The organism is Citrobacter sp. T1.2D-1 (assembly GCF_950098555.1).
Classification (GTDB): Bacteria; Pseudomonadota; Gammaproteobacteria; order Enterobacterales; family Enterobacteriaceae; genus Citrobacter_A; species Citrobacter_A telavivensis.
In genome coordinates this window covers 43,722-60,665 of the sequence record NZ_CATNHH010000003.1, presented here as the reverse complement: position 1 = coordinate 60,665, position 16,944 = coordinate 43,722, and the positions used below count along the sequence as shown (strand labels likewise).

19 protein-coding genes are annotated in these 16,944 nt (G+C 53.7%); 5 read left to right on the top strand and 14 right to left on the bottom strand.

Going from position 1 to position 16,944, the window contains the following annotated elements; all coding sequences use genetic code 11:
• Positions 1-33 precede the first annotated feature (33 nt).
• From nanQ to zapE, 11 genes are all read right to left on the bottom strand, one after another.
• Entirely contained in the window at positions 34-501 is a 468-nt protein-coding gene (gene nanQ, locus QQZ17_RS04990; RefSeq protein ID WP_152406173.1) for an N-acetylneuraminate anomerase, read from the bottom strand.
• On the bottom strand, positions 498-1,373 hold the full coding sequence (nanK, locus tag QQZ17_RS04985) for an N-acetylmannosamine kinase (protein ID WP_152406174.1): 876 nt from the start codon (positions 1,371-1,373) through the stop codon (positions 498-500). Before nanK ends, nanQ begins: the two co-directional genes overlap by 4 nt.
• Positions 1,370-2,059, bottom strand: coding sequence for an N-acetylmannosamine-6-phosphate 2-epimerase (locus QQZ17_RS04980; protein ID WP_152406175.1), 690 nt, complete (start codon positions 2,057-2,059; stop codon positions 1,370-1,372). The genes nanK and QQZ17_RS04980 overlap by 4 nt, the downstream gene beginning before the upstream one ends.
• 47 nt (positions 2,060-2,106) lie before the next feature.
• Positions 2,107-3,597: an MFS transporter gene (locus QQZ17_RS04975; protein ID WP_152406176.1), complete on the bottom strand. Its 1,491-nt coding sequence runs from the start codon at positions 3,595-3,597 to the stop codon at positions 2,107-2,109.
• Positions 3,598-3,714: 117 nt separating this feature from the next.
• Positions 3,715-4,608, bottom strand: coding sequence for an N-acetylneuraminate lyase (nanA, locus tag QQZ17_RS04970; RefSeq protein WP_152406177.1), 894 nt, complete (start codon positions 4,606-4,608; stop codon positions 3,715-3,717).
• A gap of 133 nt (positions 4,609-4,741) precedes the next feature.
• Positions 4,742-5,533, bottom strand: coding sequence for a transcriptional regulator NanR (nanR, locus tag QQZ17_RS04965; RefSeq protein WP_152406406.1), 792 nt, complete (start codon positions 5,531-5,533; stop codon positions 4,742-4,744).
• 111 nt (positions 5,534-5,644) lie between these two features.
• A complete protein-coding gene (gene sspB, locus QQZ17_RS04960; protein WP_152406178.1) occupies positions 5,645-6,145 on the bottom strand; it encodes a ClpXP protease specificity-enhancing factor in 501 nt (166 codons plus the stop codon).
• A gap of 5 nt (positions 6,146-6,150) precedes the next feature.
• Positions 6,151-6,789 carry a stringent starvation protein SspA gene (gene sspA, locus QQZ17_RS04955; protein WP_042998321.1) on the bottom strand — a complete coding sequence of 213 codons (639 nt, stop codon included), beginning with the start codon at positions 6,787-6,789 and terminating at the stop codon, positions 6,151-6,153.
• A 303-nt stretch (positions 6,790-7,092) separates the two neighbouring features.
• Positions 7,093-7,485, bottom strand: a complete 393-nt coding sequence (rpsI, locus tag QQZ17_RS04950) for a 30S ribosomal protein S9 (RefSeq protein ID WP_000829815.1) — start codon at positions 7,483-7,485, stop codon at positions 7,093-7,095.
• 15 nt (positions 7,486-7,500) lie between these two features.
• The gene (rplM, locus tag QQZ17_RS04945) at positions 7,501-7,929 is read right to left on the bottom strand and encodes a 50S ribosomal protein L13 (RefSeq protein ID WP_046488313.1); all 429 of its coding nucleotides are present in this window, start codon (positions 7,927-7,929) and stop codon (positions 7,501-7,503) included.
• Between the two features lie 230 nt (positions 7,930-8,159).
• Positions 8,160-9,284 carry a cell division protein ZapE gene (zapE, locus tag QQZ17_RS04940; protein ID WP_152406179.1) on the bottom strand — a complete coding sequence of 375 codons (1,125 nt, stop codon included), beginning with the start codon at positions 9,282-9,284 and terminating at the stop codon, positions 8,160-8,162.
• Positions 9,285-9,476: 192 nt separating this feature from the next.
• On the opposite strand from zapE, the gene zapG reads away from it, so the two are divergent.
• From zapG to degS, 3 genes are all read left to right on the top strand, one after another.
• Complete coding sequence (gene zapG, locus QQZ17_RS04935) at positions 9,477-9,875, top strand: Z-ring associated protein ZapG (RefSeq protein ID WP_043001761.1); 399 nt, start codon at positions 9,477-9,479, stop codon at positions 9,873-9,875.
• 168 nt (positions 9,876-10,043) lie between these two features.
• Positions 10,044-11,411, top strand: coding sequence for a serine endoprotease DegQ (gene degQ / locus QQZ17_RS04930; protein ID WP_152406180.1), 1,368 nt, complete (start codon positions 10,044-10,046; stop codon positions 11,409-11,411).
• Between the two features lie 90 nt (positions 11,412-11,501).
• Entirely contained in the window at positions 11,502-12,569 is a 1,068-nt protein-coding gene (gene degS, locus QQZ17_RS04925) for an outer membrane-stress sensor serine endopeptidase DegS (protein ID WP_152406181.1), read from the top strand.
• Positions 12,570-12,675: 106 nt separating this feature from the next.
• Here the strand turns inward: degS and mdh are convergent, their stop codons facing one another.
• Entirely contained in the window at positions 12,676-13,614 is a 939-nt protein-coding gene (gene mdh, locus QQZ17_RS04920; RefSeq protein ID WP_152406182.1) for a malate dehydrogenase, read from the bottom strand.
• Positions 13,615-14,029: 415 nt separating this feature from the next.
• Between mdh and argR the strand changes: the two genes are divergently transcribed.
• Both argR and yhcN read left to right on the top strand, forming a co-directional pair.
• Complete coding sequence (gene argR / locus QQZ17_RS04915; RefSeq protein WP_042324992.1) at positions 14,030-14,500, top strand: transcriptional regulator ArgR; 471 nt, start codon at positions 14,030-14,032, stop codon at positions 14,498-14,500.
• A gap of 367 nt (positions 14,501-14,867) precedes the next feature.
• Positions 14,868-15,131, top strand: a complete 264-nt coding sequence (gene yhcN, locus QQZ17_RS04910; RefSeq protein WP_042324990.1) for a peroxide/acid stress response protein YhcN — start codon at positions 14,868-14,870, stop codon at positions 15,129-15,131.
• Positions 15,132-15,189: 58 nt separating this feature from the next.
• Here the strand turns inward: yhcN and QQZ17_RS04905 are convergent, their stop codons facing one another.
• Together QQZ17_RS04905 and QQZ17_RS04900 are read right to left on the bottom strand one after the other, a co-directional pair.
• Positions 15,190-15,462, bottom strand: coding sequence for a barstar family protein (locus QQZ17_RS04905; protein WP_152406183.1), 273 nt, complete (start codon positions 15,460-15,462; stop codon positions 15,190-15,192).
• A gap of 29 nt (positions 15,463-15,491) precedes the next feature.
• Positions 15,492-16,940 carry an NAD-dependent succinate-semialdehyde dehydrogenase gene (locus QQZ17_RS04900; RefSeq protein ID WP_152406184.1) on the bottom strand — a complete coding sequence of 483 codons (1,449 nt, stop codon included), beginning with the start codon at positions 16,938-16,940 and terminating at the stop codon, positions 15,492-15,494.
• Positions 16,941-16,944: the final 4 nt, after the last annotated feature.

Genomic DNA, 16,944 nt, shown 5'->3' with positions numbered 1-16,944 from the left:
GTAAATCCGGATGGTAAAAACCATCCGGCCTTTTCATGCGGCTAACAGGCTGGCGCGCACCTTCACGACAACTTTCTTAATCTCTTTCGGTTCACCAACACAGCATCCTGGCTTGTGTGGTTCTCCTGGCATAAACACCGCGAACATACCAGGCTGTAGGGAAATGGTCTGGCAATCAGCAATCTCACGGCAAAGCTGATAGTCCTCTTCTACATGCACCTCTTCACACTGGCGCGCGGAATCGACCACGCCGAACTGAATACGCTCCTCCCCGGTCAGTAATAGCTGGATATCGATATACTGCTCGTGCCGCTCTGCCTTTTTCTCTGTGGACGATTGCGTGGCAAACTGCATCACATTCATAAAGATATCGTCCCCGCGTAGCTCAACGCGACCAGGGGCTTGCTCTTGTGGTCTGGCGGTCAACGCCAGCGTCAGCGCCTCTTCCAGTACAGGATGCAGACCCGCTGCGGACAACGAACTAACTTCACCCAATATCATCCTTTTTCTCCCTGTGCTAACAATGCCGCGCCCAGCAGTCCCGCGTCGTGACGGTAGTGTGCTGCGCTTAATTCAACGTGATAAACCGGGGGCATCTGTTCGAGACAGGCGCGGACCTGCGCCAGATACCCTTGCGCCAGTCCAACGCTGCCGCCGACAACCACCCGCTGGCAATCGGTGATCGCTTTCGTATCGGCTATCAGCCGCGCCAGCACCTGTGCGGAGTATGCGACCAGACGACTGGCCTGTTCATCACCCTCTGCCGCACGGGAAAAAATGGTTTTCGCATCACATCCGGCGAGCGCCCCTTGTGCCGCTGCGGCAATCCCGCGCCCCGACGCGATCGCCTCGACGCACCCCACCCGCCCGCAGCCGCACACCGGTCCATTAGGATCCGCGAGGGTATGTCCCAGGTGTCCGGCCAGGCCGCCAGTGCCGGTAACTAAACGACCGCCGCTGATCACCCCTCCGCCCACACCGGTTGAAACGGTGATAAACACCATATCGCGCGTATCATCGGCCATGGCGTGATACTCCGCCCATGCGGCGGCCTGTGCATCGTTGACCGCCAGCGTTGGTAAACGGGTGAGGGCTTCTAACGTCTGCACCAGCGGAAAGTGAAGCAATCCGCCCAGGTTCCCCGGGTTAATCGCCAGCAGATTCCCTTCACGAATAATCCCCGTCGAAGCAATTGCCACCCGATGCGCCTGTGCCTGCAACGGTTGCACCAGCGTTTTCAGCGCGTCGCACAGTGCCTGCGACGTTTTACTGGCAGGCGTGGGCAGCTCGCGACGTTCGCGAATCTGCAAATCATCCTCCACCAGCGCGGCGGCAAGTTTCGTGCCGCCAACATCAATTGCCAGTGTCGTCATAGCACCGCCTTTTTCAGCGCCGTGTTATACCACTCGCAGATGTGCTCCAGCCGGGTAATTGCAGATCCGACCGTCACCGCCCAGGCACCGTGTCGCATCGCTTCACCAGCCTGCGCTGGGGTGTTGTAACGGCCTTCGGCAATCACCCGACAACCGGCTTCGCTCAGCGCTTTCACCAGCGCCAGATCCGGCTCTGCAGGCGTTTCTGCCGTGGTGTAACCCGAAAGCGTGGTGCCAATAATTTCTGCACCGAGCGCCTGACAGGCCAGACCGTCCTTCAGCGAGGAGCAATCGGTCATTGCCAGCAACTGGTGATGATGAATACGGGTCAGCAGCGCTGCAACCGGCACCGGACGCACACGGTCAGTCCCGTCAATCGCAATAATGTCCGCACCGGCCTGCGCCAGCGCATCGACATCCTCCAGAAACGCGGTAATGCGCACCGGAGAATCCGCAAGATCGCGCTTGAGAATGCCAATTATCGGTACGGAAACGACGGCACGCGTCGCCTTCAGATTCTCAACACCTTCAATACGCAACGCGACGGCACCCGCCTGCTCTGCCGCCAGCGCCATCGCCGCCACAATCTCAGGTTTATCCAGTGGGCTGCCGGGAACCGGCTGGCAGGAGACAATCAGACCACCCTGCGCGGCAATGTTTTTATCCAGTTGTGCAAGTAACGACATACCTCTTCCCTTACGAATGCTGCCCGGTACAGGACCGGGCAAGTGGATTAACTTTTGCTTTTGACTAAAGGGCTTTTATCACCGCCGAACGGGATGGCACCGCTAAACGGTTTACCGTCGATAGCGTCATGGGTACGCAGCGCCTCAGGTCGCAGCCAGCGCTGGACGCGGGACGGCATATCCAGACCAATCAGCAGGATCACCACAAAGGTCAGGCTGAAAGAGAGCGATCCCAACGCGGTCCCCAGATCCAGACGCTGGGCAATCAGCGCCCCCAGAATCGGTGCCAATGCCCCGCCGAGCGCCCCGACGTTATAGGTGAAGCCCAGACCGGCCGCACGCTGATCGGTATCGAAATAGCCGCCAATCAATTTCGGCAAGATCCCGGAGATCCCTTGTCCCAGCATCTGCTGGAAAAACAGCAGAAAGCCGAGCACCCAGACGTTAGTACCACCTATCGCAAACACCGGAATGATCAGCACCTGTGAGGCCAGCAAGCTGCACACATAAGCTTTGCGGGTCCCCAGCCAGTCTCCGAGGAAGCCACCCACGCAGCAACCGACCGCGGCGCCAAAGCCGCTAAAGAAGAGCACGCGCGCCACGGTGGAAGGATCGTATGCCAGTTCAGTTTTCAGATAGGTAGGCAACAGCGCCTGAATCGGCCACGAGTAGAGGAAAGCAAACAAGACGACAACCATGAGCGTGACGCCCGTCGGCCAGCGCTTGCCGCTGCTTTGTACCATGAAGCTGATGAAGATCACCGCACACAGCAAACCCAGTACCGCGACAATCGCCGCATTTTGCAGGTCGCCGGCAAAGCAGAACCACAGTGCCGCCGCCGCTGCTATTGTCATCAGAATGTTGACGACGCGATGCTCACCCCGATAGAGAATATCAACCATCGTACGTACCGGCGCTTTGCCTGCATGCTTCTCTTTCCAGTCCTCAGCTTCCGGTATGTTTTTCCGCAGCCAGAGGGCAAAAATAATCGGCAGAATGCCAATGAAGAACAGCGCGCGCCAGCCCCAGACCGGCACAACCAGGCTGTAGACCTGAGCCGCAATCACGGCGCCAACGGAGAAGCCCGAGATAAGAAAACCACTGGCCTTATTACGCAGATGCTTCGGCCAGCTTTCAATAACATAGGTTGCACTGGAGCCGTATTCGCCCGCCATCCCCATGCCAATCACCAGTCGGGCGATAAACATGGTGGTGTAACCCGGCGCAAAACCACAGGCCAGCGTCCCCATTGAAAACAGAATAATACTGGTGACCATTGCCAGACGGCGTCCATAACGGTCGCCCATTGCGCCCAGCATTAACCCGCCAAACCAGCGGGAAATAAAAGCTGCCGAAATCAGACTCGCCGCCTGAACCGTCGTCAGCCCAAATTCTCCCTGTACTTCCGTCAGCACAAGGGCAATCAACACAAAATCAAAACCATCCAGCAAATATCCCAGCCATGCGGCGGAGAATGCCCGCCATTGTGCCCGGTTGAGATGGCGATACCACGGGATGCTTTGGGTAGAAGTACTCATTTTACTCTCCCGACGATTTTTTTATTGTATTGCCGGATGGCGGCTTCGCCTTATCCGGCCTACGTATCGTGTTGTGTTTTGTAGGCCGGATAAGCATCAGCGCCATCCGGCACCCCATCAGGAACGTTCCGCCATCAATTGTTCCGCCAGTGCTTTCAGCGCAGGCACGTATTTTTCCTCTACAGGGGCAAACGGCTTACGGCACAGTGGTACAGAAACCACGTCCATATAGTGCAGAACCGTTTTCAGCCCACGGAACACGCCGGCCTTAATAAGGAGATCGATAACCTTATTGCACTCTGTTTGCAGTTTTTGCGCCGTCCGGATGTCGCCTTCTTTGAGCGCTTTCACAATTCCCAGATATCGCCAGCCCATGATGTTGTAAGTGCTGCCGATACCACCGTCCGCTCCGGCCAGCAGGCCAGAAGCGAAAATTTCGTCATAACCGTTATAGAGCACCAGATCCGGATGCGCGCGGCGGATCTGTTCCATCTGAAACAGATCGCCCGACGTTTGTTTCAGTGCGCCAACGCCAGGCAATGTCACCAGCGTGTTGATCTGATCCAGCGTTAACTTCACGCCACTCAACGCCGGAATGTTATAGACCACCATCGGCAGGCCATCTGCTGAATCAATAATGGCCCGGTAATGATCGCAGTGTTCTTCAAAGCTGAACGGATAGTAGAACGGCGTTACCGCAGAGACGGCGTCAAAGCCGTAACGGTGCGCTGCGCGAGCGAGTTGCTGGCTCTCGTGAGTGCTGACCGTTCCAACATGAGCGATAAGCGTCACCTTGCCCTTCGCCTCTTCCGCGACCACTTCCAGCACCTGCTCCCTTTCCGCACAGTTCTGCACAAAGGCTTCGCCGGTAGAGCCACCGACGTACAGCCCATCAATACCCTGAGCGATGTTAAAACGCACCAGTCGGCGCAGGCTCTCAATATCCAGTTTTTGTTGGTTATCGAAGGGGGTTAACAACGCTGGCATCACGCCTCGTAAATCTTTTGCCATAACGACCTCTGTCATGATTAGTGTTATCTAACTGCATACCTTTATACCTGTTATACCAGATCAAATAAGCAGCAGCACAATACAGAACGCTTATAGTGCGATCTGCTTCACTAAACGATCGTCAGGATCGCGATCACTTACGTGTTTTTGAATTTTTACCGAGCGCGTGCCAGGTGGCGGAAACGCTGTTGAGATGAGATTGCAAGGCGCGGTCGGCTTCATCCGGATCGTGCTGGCGAATGGCCTCTACGATGGCAATATGCTGCTGATAACTCACGTTATTGTGCTCGTAAAGCTCACGATCCGACACGGTCGGGCGAGCGGCGATCAGCCAGTCAAGCAGCGCAACGTGGATCGCCATAAAGATCGGATTGCCGGGGATCTCCGCCAGCACGCGATGAAAATCGACATCTGAACGGATGAACAGCGCGTTATCATCCAGCGACTGACTGTTGATCTCCAGTGCTTTTGTCAGCAGATCGATTTGTTCCTCTGTCGCATTCTCCGCGGCATAACGCACGAGGCTGGACTCAAAGAACAGACGCAATTGCTCAAAGTGGGCAATACCGCCAGGATGCGCGAGGAAATCTTTCGCCATTCCGGACAGTTCACCAATGATGGTGTCCGCCGAAGGACGCGAAACGCGGGCGCGTTCGCCGTTGTTGATTTGCACCAGACCTTTACGCTTCAGCGCTGCCAACGCCTCACGTACAGAAGGACGACCGACGTTGAAAAAGGCCATCAGTTCCCGCTCGGACGGCAACTGTTCTCCCTCGCCGAATTCACGACGACGGATCATCTGCTCTAACTCTTCCTCGACCATTTCCGACAGCTTTTTACGCGCCAGCGGACGACGACGAAGGCTACGCCCAATGGTAGCGGGAGAATCTTCTGCTTGCGAATCGAATGCGTTCATAAGACCTATTTGCGAATCACGGTGACAAACAACAGCAGGCTCATCGTAACACAGGATCGGAAGGAGGGCGAAACCGTGGTCGGCGCGATCAAAAACAGGCCTCACTGGGCCTGTTTTCATCTATTTAACAACACGTAATGCCGGTCGGCCACCACGCGGCGGTGGCGGATCGTCATCCGGGCTGTTGTCATCATCATGATCCGGCTTATCACCGTCAATGACTGACATAACGGTTTCGCTCTCTGCGCCAGATGCCGCATCATCATCGTTGAGACTGGCAACATCCTCGTCATAGGCCGCTTCCGGTTCAAACATCGTTCCGGCACCGTTTTCACGCGCATAAATAGCCAGCACTGCTGCTAACGGCACAGAAACCTGACGTGGAACACCGCCAAAACGGGCGTTAAAACGCACCTCGTCATTTGCCAGCTCCAGATTTCCCACCGCACGCGGCGCAATGTTCAGGACAATCTGCCCGTCGCGTGCATATTCCATTGGGACATGCACACCAGGCAACGTCACATCCACCACCAGGTGCGGCGTGAGCTGGTTGTCCAGCAACCACTCATAGAAAGCGCGCAGCAGATACGGACGACGTGGTGTTAGCTGTGACAAATCCATCAGTATTAACCCCGGCCAAGACGCATTTCGCGTTCAGCTTCGGTTAAGGACGCCAGGAAAGAATCACGCTCGAAGACGCGGGTCATATAACCTTTCAACTCCTTCGCGCCCGCCCCACTGAACTCAATTCCCAACTGCGGCAGACGCCACAGCAGCGGCGCCAGGTAGCAATCCACCAGGCTGAATTCATCGCTCAGGAAATACGGTTTCTGACCGAATACCGGTGCAATCGCCTGCAGCTCTTCACGCAGTTGTTTGCGGGCAACGTCAGCTTCTGAAGCAGACCCGTTAACGATGACGTTCATCAACGTATACCAGTCTTTTTCGATACGGTGCATGTACAGGCGGCTTTCACCACGTGCCACCGGGTAAACCGGCATCAATGGCGGATGAGGGAAACGCTCATCCAGGTATTCCATAATGATGCGAGATTCCCACAGGGTCAGCTCACGATCCACCAGTGTCGGGACGCTCTGATTCGGGTTGAGGTCAATCAGATCCTGCGGGGGATTGTCCTTTTCCACGTGCTCGATCTCGAAACTTACACCTTTCTCCGCCAACACAATGCGGACCTGATGGCTATAGATGTCAGTAGGACCAGAAAACAGCGTCATTACCGAACGTTTGTTGGCAGCGACAGCCATGAAAACCTCCAGGTATATTCAGAATTTTTACTGCTACCGGCCATCGCATGGCCAGTCAGAAGTGATGACACCCACTTCGGAAAAGTCATCATCGTTCAAAAAGCAAACAAAAAATGAGCAATACCCGATATTTGGGCGGAAAATTGGATGATAGTTTACCAGATTTTGTGACCTTTGTGGTGAGTCGATTCTGGAAATGGGGAAAAAGAGGGTTTTGTCAGAGGATTACGCCAGGTTTATTCATAAAAAAACCCGCCGAAGCGGGTTTTTCGCCAACGGTAATCTGCCAAAGGCAGAAAACAATTAACGTTTGGAGAACTGCGGACGACGACGTGCTTTACGCAGGCCGACTTTCTTACGTTCAACCTGACGAGCATCACGAGTAACGAAGCCAGCTTTACGCAGTTCGCCACGCAGGGACTCATCGTACTCCATCAGAGCGCGGGTGATACCGTGACGGATCGCACCAGCCTGACCAGAGATACCACCACCTTTAACAGTGATGTACAGATCCAGTTTCTCAACCATGTCGACCAGTTCCAGCGGCTGACGAACTACCATGCGGGCAGTTTCACGACCGAAGTACTGTTCCAGAGAACGTTGGTTGATAACGATTTTGCCGTTGCCCGGTTTGATGAAAACGCGAGCTGCGGAACTTTTGCGGCGACCAGTGCCGTAGTATTGATTTTCAGCCATTGCCTATAATCCCGATTAGATGTCAAGAACTTGCGGTTGCTGTGCCGCGTGGTTGTGCTCGTTGCCAGCGTAAACTTTCAGTTTACGGAACATAGCACGACCCAGCGGGCCTTTTGGCAGCATGCCTTTAACCGCGATTTCAATCACACGCTCAGGACGGCGGGCAATCATCTCTTCAAAGGTCGCTTCTTTGATACCACCGATGTGGCCGGTGTGGTGATAGTACACTTTGTCAGTACGCTTGTTGCCGGTTACAGCAACTTTGTCAGCGTTCAGAACGATGATGTAATCACCGGTATCTACGTGCGGAGTGTATTCCGCTTTATGCTTACCGCGCAGGCGACGAGCCAGTTCAGAAGCCAGACGGCCCAGAGTTTTACCGGTCGCGTCAACAACGTACCAGTCGCGTTTTACGGTTTCTGGTTTAGCTGTAAAAGTTTTCATTAAAAGCTTACCCAATAAATAAGTTACACGTTGGTGAACACCCAAACGTTATGTCAGTTGAGGTTCACACGACAAAGTCCGGCAAACCTACCCCTTCGAATAGCCAATGCCAGCACACAAAAAGTTTTGGGAAAAAACTTTCTTGTAACGTGGGGTCGCAAGATTATAGAGAAGTCGGGGTCAAAGATCGACCCCTAAATGTGATTTGCTCAACAGTTTGTTGGTAGGCGTCAGGGCATATGTTCCCGCTTCAGATACTCTTCGCTCTGCATCTCCTGCAAACGCGACAGACAGCGCTGAAATTCGAACTTCAGTCGCTCGCCCTGATACACCTCATAGAGAGGCACGGCGGCGCTCACCACCAGCTTGACGTGGCGCTCATAAAATTCATCCACCAGCGCGATAAAACGGCGCGCTTCGCTTTCCATCAGCGGCGTCATCACCGGTACGTCAAACAGCATTACCGTATGGTACAACCGTGACAGCGCAATGTAGTCATGCTGGCTACGGGCATCGACGCACAGGGTGTGAAATGACACCGCCAGCGTCTGGTTTTCCATGCCCAGCGTCGGCAACGGGCGGTGATTGATCTCCAGAACCGGCCCCTGTTCACGTTTGACACCCGCCAATGCCAACCAGAGGTTGTCCATCTGCTGCTGCGTTTCATTGTTCAGCGGTGAGAGCCACAAATGCGCCTGGGTCAACGTCCGCAGACGATAATCCACACCCGCGTCTACGTTCATGATGTCGCAATGTTGTTTAATCGCATCGATCGCGGGAAGAAAACGCGTGCGCTGTAACCCGTTACGGTAGAGCTCATCAGGCGGAATGTTCGATGTCGCCACCAGCGTAATACCGCGCGCAAACAGCGCCTTCATCAGGCCGCCGAGCAGCATGGCGTCAGTAATATCAGAAACAAAAAACTCATCAAAGCACAGCACATCCGTCTCGGCCTTAAAGCGGTCGGCCAGGATTTCAAGCGGATCGGTTTGCCCCTGCAGAGCCGTTAACTCCTCATGCACGCGCAGCATGAAGCGATGGAAGTGCAGGCGCTGCTTCCGAACGCCTGGCAGGCTATGGTAGAACAGATCCATCAGCCAGGTTTTCCCTCGCCCTACGCCCCCCCACATATATAAGCCTCGCACCGAAGCGCTATGCGCCGCTTCCTTTTTTCCCAACAGCTTACCGACGCGGGCCATAAACCCTTTTGTTTCAGGGACTGAGGTTTTGTTCGAGGTCAACGCCTGATAAATAATCTCCAGACGATTGACCGCCTCTTTTTGCACGTCATCGGGCTGGTGAGTACCCTCGCTAATGGCTTTCAGATAACGGGATGTGGGGGTAAAGCTTTGCATGATGTTATTGTTATTCCTTGAAAATCGGTGTGCCGTCGTTCACGGTTGACGAAAAAAAGGCCGTTCTACACTACGCGATATAAAGACGGGATTCCACTTCTGCGGGATTAGCGGTTATAGTGGCAGTATCAGGCGCAGGCATGGAGCCTAAAGCCAACACCCTACGGAAACAAAAGACAGCGGGAGATGTTCATGACCTGGGAATATGCGCTAATTGGGTTAGTCGTCGGCATCATCGTCGGTGCTGTAGCCATGCGTTTTGGTAACCGGAAATTACGTCAGCAACAGGCGTTGCAGTACGAACTGGAAAAGAATAAAGCCGAGCTGGAAGAGTATCGTGAAGAGTTGGTCAGCCATTTTGCCCGCAGCGCTGAGTTGCTGGACACCATGGCCCACGATTACCGCCAGCTGTATCAGCACATGGCGAAAAGCTCCAGCAGCCTGCTGCCGGAACTGTCAGCGGAATCTAACCCGTTCCGTAACCGTCTGGCCGAGTCTGAAGCCGGCAACGATCAGGCACCGGTACAAATGCCGCGTGACTATTCCGAAGGCGCATCCGGCCTGCTGCGTAGTGGTGCAAAGCGCGACTAATCGCACATCGTTAATATTTTTCCTGGGCGCAGCGATTGCGCCCACCTCTTATCTCCCGTCCCGACTATCATTTAATCATTATCCGCATTGTTAGCAGATTGAAAATTCAATAACATCAAACTGTTTTGAATCGTCTTTCCCTTTACTCAAGGTACGAGAGCAGGATCAATGAAAATACAAACCCAGCTGTTGAGTGCATTAGCGTTAAGTGTCGGGTTAACTCTCTCGGCGCCATTTCAGGCCATTGCGTCGATTCCAGGCCAGGTTCCCGGCCAGCCCGCGCTTCCCAGTCTCGCCCCGATGCTCGAAAAGGTGCTGCCTGCCGTCGTTAGCGTGAAGGTTGAAGGCACCGCAACCCAAACGCAGAAAGTCCCGGAAGAGTTTAAAAAATTCTTTGGTGATGACCTGCCGGATCAGCAGGCGCAGCCGTTTGAAGGGCTGGGTTCTGGGGTCATTATCGACGCCGCGAAAGGCTATGTTCTGACCAATAACCACGTGATTAATCAGGCGCAGAAGATCAGCGTCCAGTTGAATGATGGACGTGAGTTCGAGGCTAAACTGATTGGCAGCGACGATCAAAGCGACATCGCCCTGCTACAAATTCAAAACGCCAGCAAGCTGACGCAAATCGCCATCGCCGACTCGGATAAACTGCGCGTCGGTGATTTCGCCGTGGCAGTCGGTAACCCGTTTGGCCTGGGGCAAACTGCAACTTCCGGTATCGTCTCGGCGCTGGGGCGCAGCGGGTTGAATCTGGAAGGTCTGGAAAACTTTATTCAAACCGACGCCTCTATTAACCGCGGGAACTCCGGCGGCGCGCTGCTTAACCTGAACGGTGAACTGATCGGTATTAACACCGCCATCCTTGCACCTGGCGGCGGCAGCGTTGGGATCGGTTTTGCCATCCCCAGTAATATGGCCCGCATCCTGGCGCAGCAACTGATTCAGTTTGGTGAAATCAAGCGCGGTCTTCTGGGCATTAAAGGCACCGAAATGACTGCCGACATCGCCAAAGCGTTCAAAATGGACGTACAGCGCGGTGCCTTTGTCAGCGAAGTGCTGCCGAACTCCGGTTCCGCCAAAGCGGGCATTAAGTCCGGCGATGTGATCACCAGCCTCAACGGTAAACCGCTCAACAGTTTTGCCGAACTGCGCTCCCGAATTGCCACCACAGAACCCGGCACCAAAGTGAAGCTGGGCCTGTTGCGTAACGGCAAGCCGCTGGAGGTGGAAGTGACGCTCGATACCAGCACCTCGTCGTCTGCCAGCGCGGAGATGATTGCCCCGGCATTGCAGGGGGCGACGCTGAGTGACGGTCAGCTTAAAGACGGCAGTAAAGGCATCAAAATTGACAGCGTTGAAAAGAGCAGCCCCGCCGCACAGGCCGGTCTGCAAAAGGATGATGTGATCATTGGGGTCAACCGTGACCGGGTGAACTCTATCGCCGAGATGCGCAAAGTGCTGGAAGCCAAACCGTCCATTATCGCGCTACAGATAGTCCGCGGTAACGAGAGCATTTATCTGCTCCTGCGCTAAATCCAGGCTGCCGGACATCAGCCTCGCGTGTGATGTCCGGTTAACTCGTGATATGCTGCTGCCGTTCCCTTTATTAATGACGCCTCCATCATGTTAGTGAAGCTCTTACGTTCGGTCGCAATTGGTTTGATTGTTGGCGCCATTCTTCTGGCCGCCATGCCTTCGCTTCGCAAAATCAACACGTTTTCTGCGCCGCAATATGACAGTGCCGACGAGACGCCCGCCAGCTATAACTCTGCGGTACGTCGCGCGGCCCCTGCTGTGGTCAACGTCTATAACCGCAGTATGAACAGCACCGCGCATAATCAACTGGAAATCCGCACTCTGGGTTCCGGTGTGATTATGGATCAGCGCGGCTACATCATTACCAACAAGCATGTGATCAACGATGCCGATCAGATTATCGTCGCTTTACAGGACGGACGAGTGTTTGAGGCGCTGCTGGTCGGCTCCGATACGTTGACCGATCTGGCGGTACTGAAAATCAATGCCACTGGCGGTCTGCCGACGATTCCGATCAATGCCGGACGTTCACCGCATATCGGCGACGTGGTGCTGGCGATCGGTAACCCCTATAACCTCGGACAGACCATCACTCAGGGCATTATCAGCGCTACGGGGCGCATCGGCCTGAACCCAACCGGACGACAGAACTTCCTGCAAACGGATGCTTCTATCAACCACGGTAACTCCGGCGGTGCACTGGTGAACTCGCTGGGCGAACTCATGGGCATCAACACTCTGTCATTTGATAAAAGCAATGACGGCGAAACGCCAGAAGGGATCGGCTTTGCCATTCCGTTCCAGTTGGCGACCAAGATTATGGATAAGCTGATCCGCGATGGTCGTGTTATTCGTGGCTACATTGGGATTGGCGGTCGTGAAATCGCCCCACTGCACACCCAGGGCGGTGGCATAGATCAGATTCAGGGGATCGTCGTCAATGAAGTGGCACCTGATGGCCCAGCGGCACAGGCCGGTATTCAGGTTAACGATCTGATTATCTCCGTGAACAGCAGGCCCGCAGTCTCCGCACTGGAAACAATGGACCAGGTGGCAGAGATTCGCCCCGGATCGGTGATTCCGGTGATTGTCATGCGTGATGATAAGCAACTGACGCTACAGGTCACCATCCAGGAATACCCGGCAACGAATTAACCTTAATTGAGATGTAAAAAAAACCGGAGCCCGCTCCGGTTTTTTATGCGTCTCGATGAGTTTGTAGGCCGGATAAGGTGTTTACACCACCATCCGGCAATCGTACTTACTTGTTAACGAACTCTTCGCCCAGCTGAATATCTTTCTTCAGGGTATCCAGCATGCCTTCCAGCGCGTTCTGCTCGAATGCGCTCAGTTTGCCGATAGACTGACGCTCTTCCACGCCGTTTTTACCCAGCAGCAGCGGCTGAGAGAAGAAACGTGCGTACTGGCCATCGCCTTCAACGTAGGCACATTCTACAACGCCTTTTTCGCCCTGCAGTGCGCGAACCAGTGAAAGACCGAAACGCGCGGCCGCCTGGCCCATAGACAGGGTTGCCGATCCGCCACCCGCCTTCGCTTCAACCACTTCAGTACCAGCGTTCTGGATACGTTTGGTCAGGTCAGCCACTTCCTGCTCAGTGAAACTTACGCCCGGGATCTGCGACAGCAGTGGCAGAATGGTCACGCCAGAGTGTCCGCCGATAACCGGAACTTCAACTTCAGTCGGCAGCTTACCTTTCAGTTCCGCTACAAAGGTGTTGGAGCGGATAATGTCCAGCGTGGTCACGCCAAACAGTTTATTTTTGTCGTAAACGCCCGCTTTTTTCAGTACTTCTGCGGCAATAGCGACAGTGGTGTTCACCGGGTTGGTAATGATACCGATGCAGGCTTTCGGACAGGTCGTCGCGATCTGCTGTACCAGGTTCTTCACGATGCCCGCATTGACGTTAAACAGGTCGGAACGGTCCATACCCGGTTTACGCGCCACACCTGCGGAGATCAGCACCACATCAGCACCGTGCAGTGCCGGGGTCGCGTCTTCACCGGAGAAGCCTTTGATTTTCACAGCAGTTGGGATATGGCTCAGATCTACAGCCACACCGGGAGTCACTGGAGCGATGTCGTACAGGGAGAGTTCTGAACCTGAAGGCAGTTGGGTTTTTAACAGTAGTGCAAGCGCCTGGCCGATACCGCCAGCTGCGCCGAGGACTGCGACTTTCATCCTAAACTCCTTATTATATTGATAAACTAAGTGTTTGTTGCTCCGCGGCGGCGACGTTAAACCACAATTTCGATGAACACAATCACCCGTATTCAATTCTGTGTAGTCACGCGAATTTAGCTTTTATGCATTTAATTGACGTAACCCGAAGATGTCTGTGCTGTAGAGCAACTTTCCAACAGGTGGTGACAATATACCCTACTGTCAGCCCAAAACAACATCAATTTGATAACAATTAATTTACTTTTAAGCTTATTTGCGAGGCGTGACATAGGCATGTTTCTTGATAACGAAATTTGATAAAATTCCGCTCTTTCATAACATTATTTCAGCCTTCATTTGGGCAGACCGTTTGCATAAAAATTCATCTGTATGCATAATAATGTTGTTTCCACTCTCATACTACGGGTGACTTATGCGAAGCTCAGCTAAGCAAGAAGAATTAGTTAAAGCGTTCAAAGCGCTACTTAAAGAAGAAAAATTCAGCTCTCAGGGCGAAATTGTCCTCGCATTGCAGGATCAGGGCTTTGATAACATCAACCAGTCCAAAGTTTCACGCATGCTGACAAAGTTTGGGGCTGTTCGTACCCGCAACGCAAAAATGGAGATGGTGTACTGCCTCCCGGCTGAACTGGGCGTACCCACTACCTCCAGCCCGCTGAAAAACCTGGTTCTTGATATCGACTTTAACGATGCGGTGGTGGTGATCCACACAAGCCCAGGTGCGGCGCAATTGATCGCCCGCCTGCTGGACTCCCTGGGCAAAGCAGAAGGTATTCTCGGAACCATCGCCGGGGATGACACCATTTTTACCACTCCGGCCAATGGCTTTACGGTGAAAGATCTCTACGAAGCCATTCTTGAACTGTTCGAACAAGAGCTTTGACCCTTCCCACCCCGCCGCCGACGTGGCGGGGTAAAACCCTGCATTAACGTCCGTTCCCCGTTAATTTAACTGCCTCTTATTTAGCAAATAGTGCGTTTATCTGCCCAAAATCATTCACACAGTGAATATGCAAACGAAAAACCGCACAAATCGCAAAATTTAATATCCATATGATTTTATTAGATATAAATAAAATCCCATGACTTTTTAATTCCAGATAAGCATAAAAAACAAAATATTCATTACTTACCCATCAGCGAAACAATTAGCGTGGTATTAATTTATCGCGTGATTAGTGTATACTTGATTTTGTGATGAGGGTCACGAAACGAAGACCCCCAATAATAAATTCGACGAGGTACTTATCATGAAAATCAAAACAACTGTTGCTGCGTTAAGCGTTCTCTCTGTTCTTTCTTTCGGCGCATTCGCCGCAGATTCTATTAGCGCAGAACAAGCACAAAATCGCGAAGCGATTGGCTCTGTCTCCGTAAGTGCAATCGGCTCTAGTCCAATGGACATGCATGAAATGCTGAACAAAAAAGCCCAGGAAAAAGGCGCATCAGCGTATCAGATCACCGAAGCGCGTAGCGGTGACACCTGGCATGCCACTGCCGAATTGTACAAATAAACCCTCGTCGTCTAGTCCGACGACCTTGCCCCCGACTGTCGGGGGCTTTTTTTATCTCTCAATGACGAACATTAAAACGCAGTTGACCTTCCAGCTCTTCTTCCGCTTCATCAAACAACAAAATCAATGCGCCATAACGTCGGCGTGATTTGTCGGGTAGATGCACAAACTCGATCTCCAGCGGTAACGGCAGCGCTTCACTCATGATGATGTCCCACAGAGAGTCGAGGTCACTCACTTTCTCTTTGGCAAGGCCGAACATCCGCGCAAACTCACGGTAGAAGTCGTCCTGATCTTCAATTTCATCAAAATCAAATGTATAGATATTCATCTATTGCCACCTTCCCGACCTCAGTCTAACTACAGGCCGCCAATATGCAGGGTTTTCACTTCCAGAAATTCGTCTAACCCCAGCACCGATCCTTCACGACCCAGTCCGGACTCTTTCACCCCGCCAAACGGTCCCAGTTCGGTGGACACTGCACATTCGTTTATCCCGATCATGCCACTTTCAATGGCCTGGGAGACACGGAACACCCGTTGCAGGTTTTGCGTATAAAAGTAAGCGGCCAGGCCAAACGGCGTGTTGTTCGCACGCTGAATCACCTCTTCTTCGCTGGTAAAGCGGAAGCAGGCGGCAACAGGACCGAACGTTTCTTCACTCGCCAGCGTCATGCCATCACTGCACTCACCCAACACGGTAGGTTGCCAGAAGTTGCCGCCGAGCGCGTGCGCTTTCCCGCCCGCCAGCACTTTTGCCCCTTTCGCAATGGCATCTTCAACGTGCTCACGCACTTTATCGACCGCAGAAGGTTCGATCAGCGGCCCCACTACTACACCCTCATCCAGACCATTCCCCACCTTCAATGCCTGAACCGCATCGGCCAGTTTTCGGGTGAATTCATCGTAGACGTCCTCCTGGATATAAAAGCGGTTCACGCTGACGCAGACCTGCCCGGCATTACGGAACTTATTGGCGATAGCGCCTTTCACCGCCGCATCGATGTCGGCATCGTCAAACACGATGTAGGGGGCATTACCACCCAGCTCCATCGATACTTTCTTCATGGTTTCTGCGGCGTTACGCACCAGCGTTTTACCGACTGCCGTTGAACCGGTGAATGAAATTTTGCGCACCTCATGGCTTGCCATGATGGCGTCGCTGATTTCCGGCGTATTGCCCGCTACGGCGTTGAGTACGCCATCGGGCACCCCCGCTTTCTTCGCCAGCGTAAGTAGCGCAAAGGCACTCAGCGGCGTGTTATTGGCCGGTTTTATCACCCCGGTACAGCCCGCCGCCAGCGCCGGGCCAAGCTTACGGGTCAGCATCGCCATCGGGAAATTCCACGGCGTGATTGCCGCCACCACGCCTATCGGTTCGCGGGTCGCCAGAATGCGGGAGCCGGGTTTGATCGGCGGGATGATTTCACCATTGGCGCGCTTCGCCTGCTCGGCAAACCATTGAATAAAGCTGGCCGCGTACTCTACCTCACCCTCGGCTTCTTTCAGCGGTTTACCCTGCTCGATGGTCATCAGCCGTCCCAGCCAACTCTTGTTTTCGATGATCAATTCATACCAGCGGTACAGAATCGCCGAGCGCTCTTTTGCCGTTTTTGCCCGCCAGGCAGGAAATGCCTTACTGGCCGCCGCAATGGCCTCTTCGGTCTGTTGTTTCCCCGCTTTCGCCACCTTCGCGATCGTTTCGCCCGTTGCCGGATTAAGCACATCAAAGGTGGTATCAAGCGTTTTCCACCGCCCATCAACCAGATATCCCGTCTGAAAAAGTTCGTTGTCCTGAAGCGTTTGCATGCTG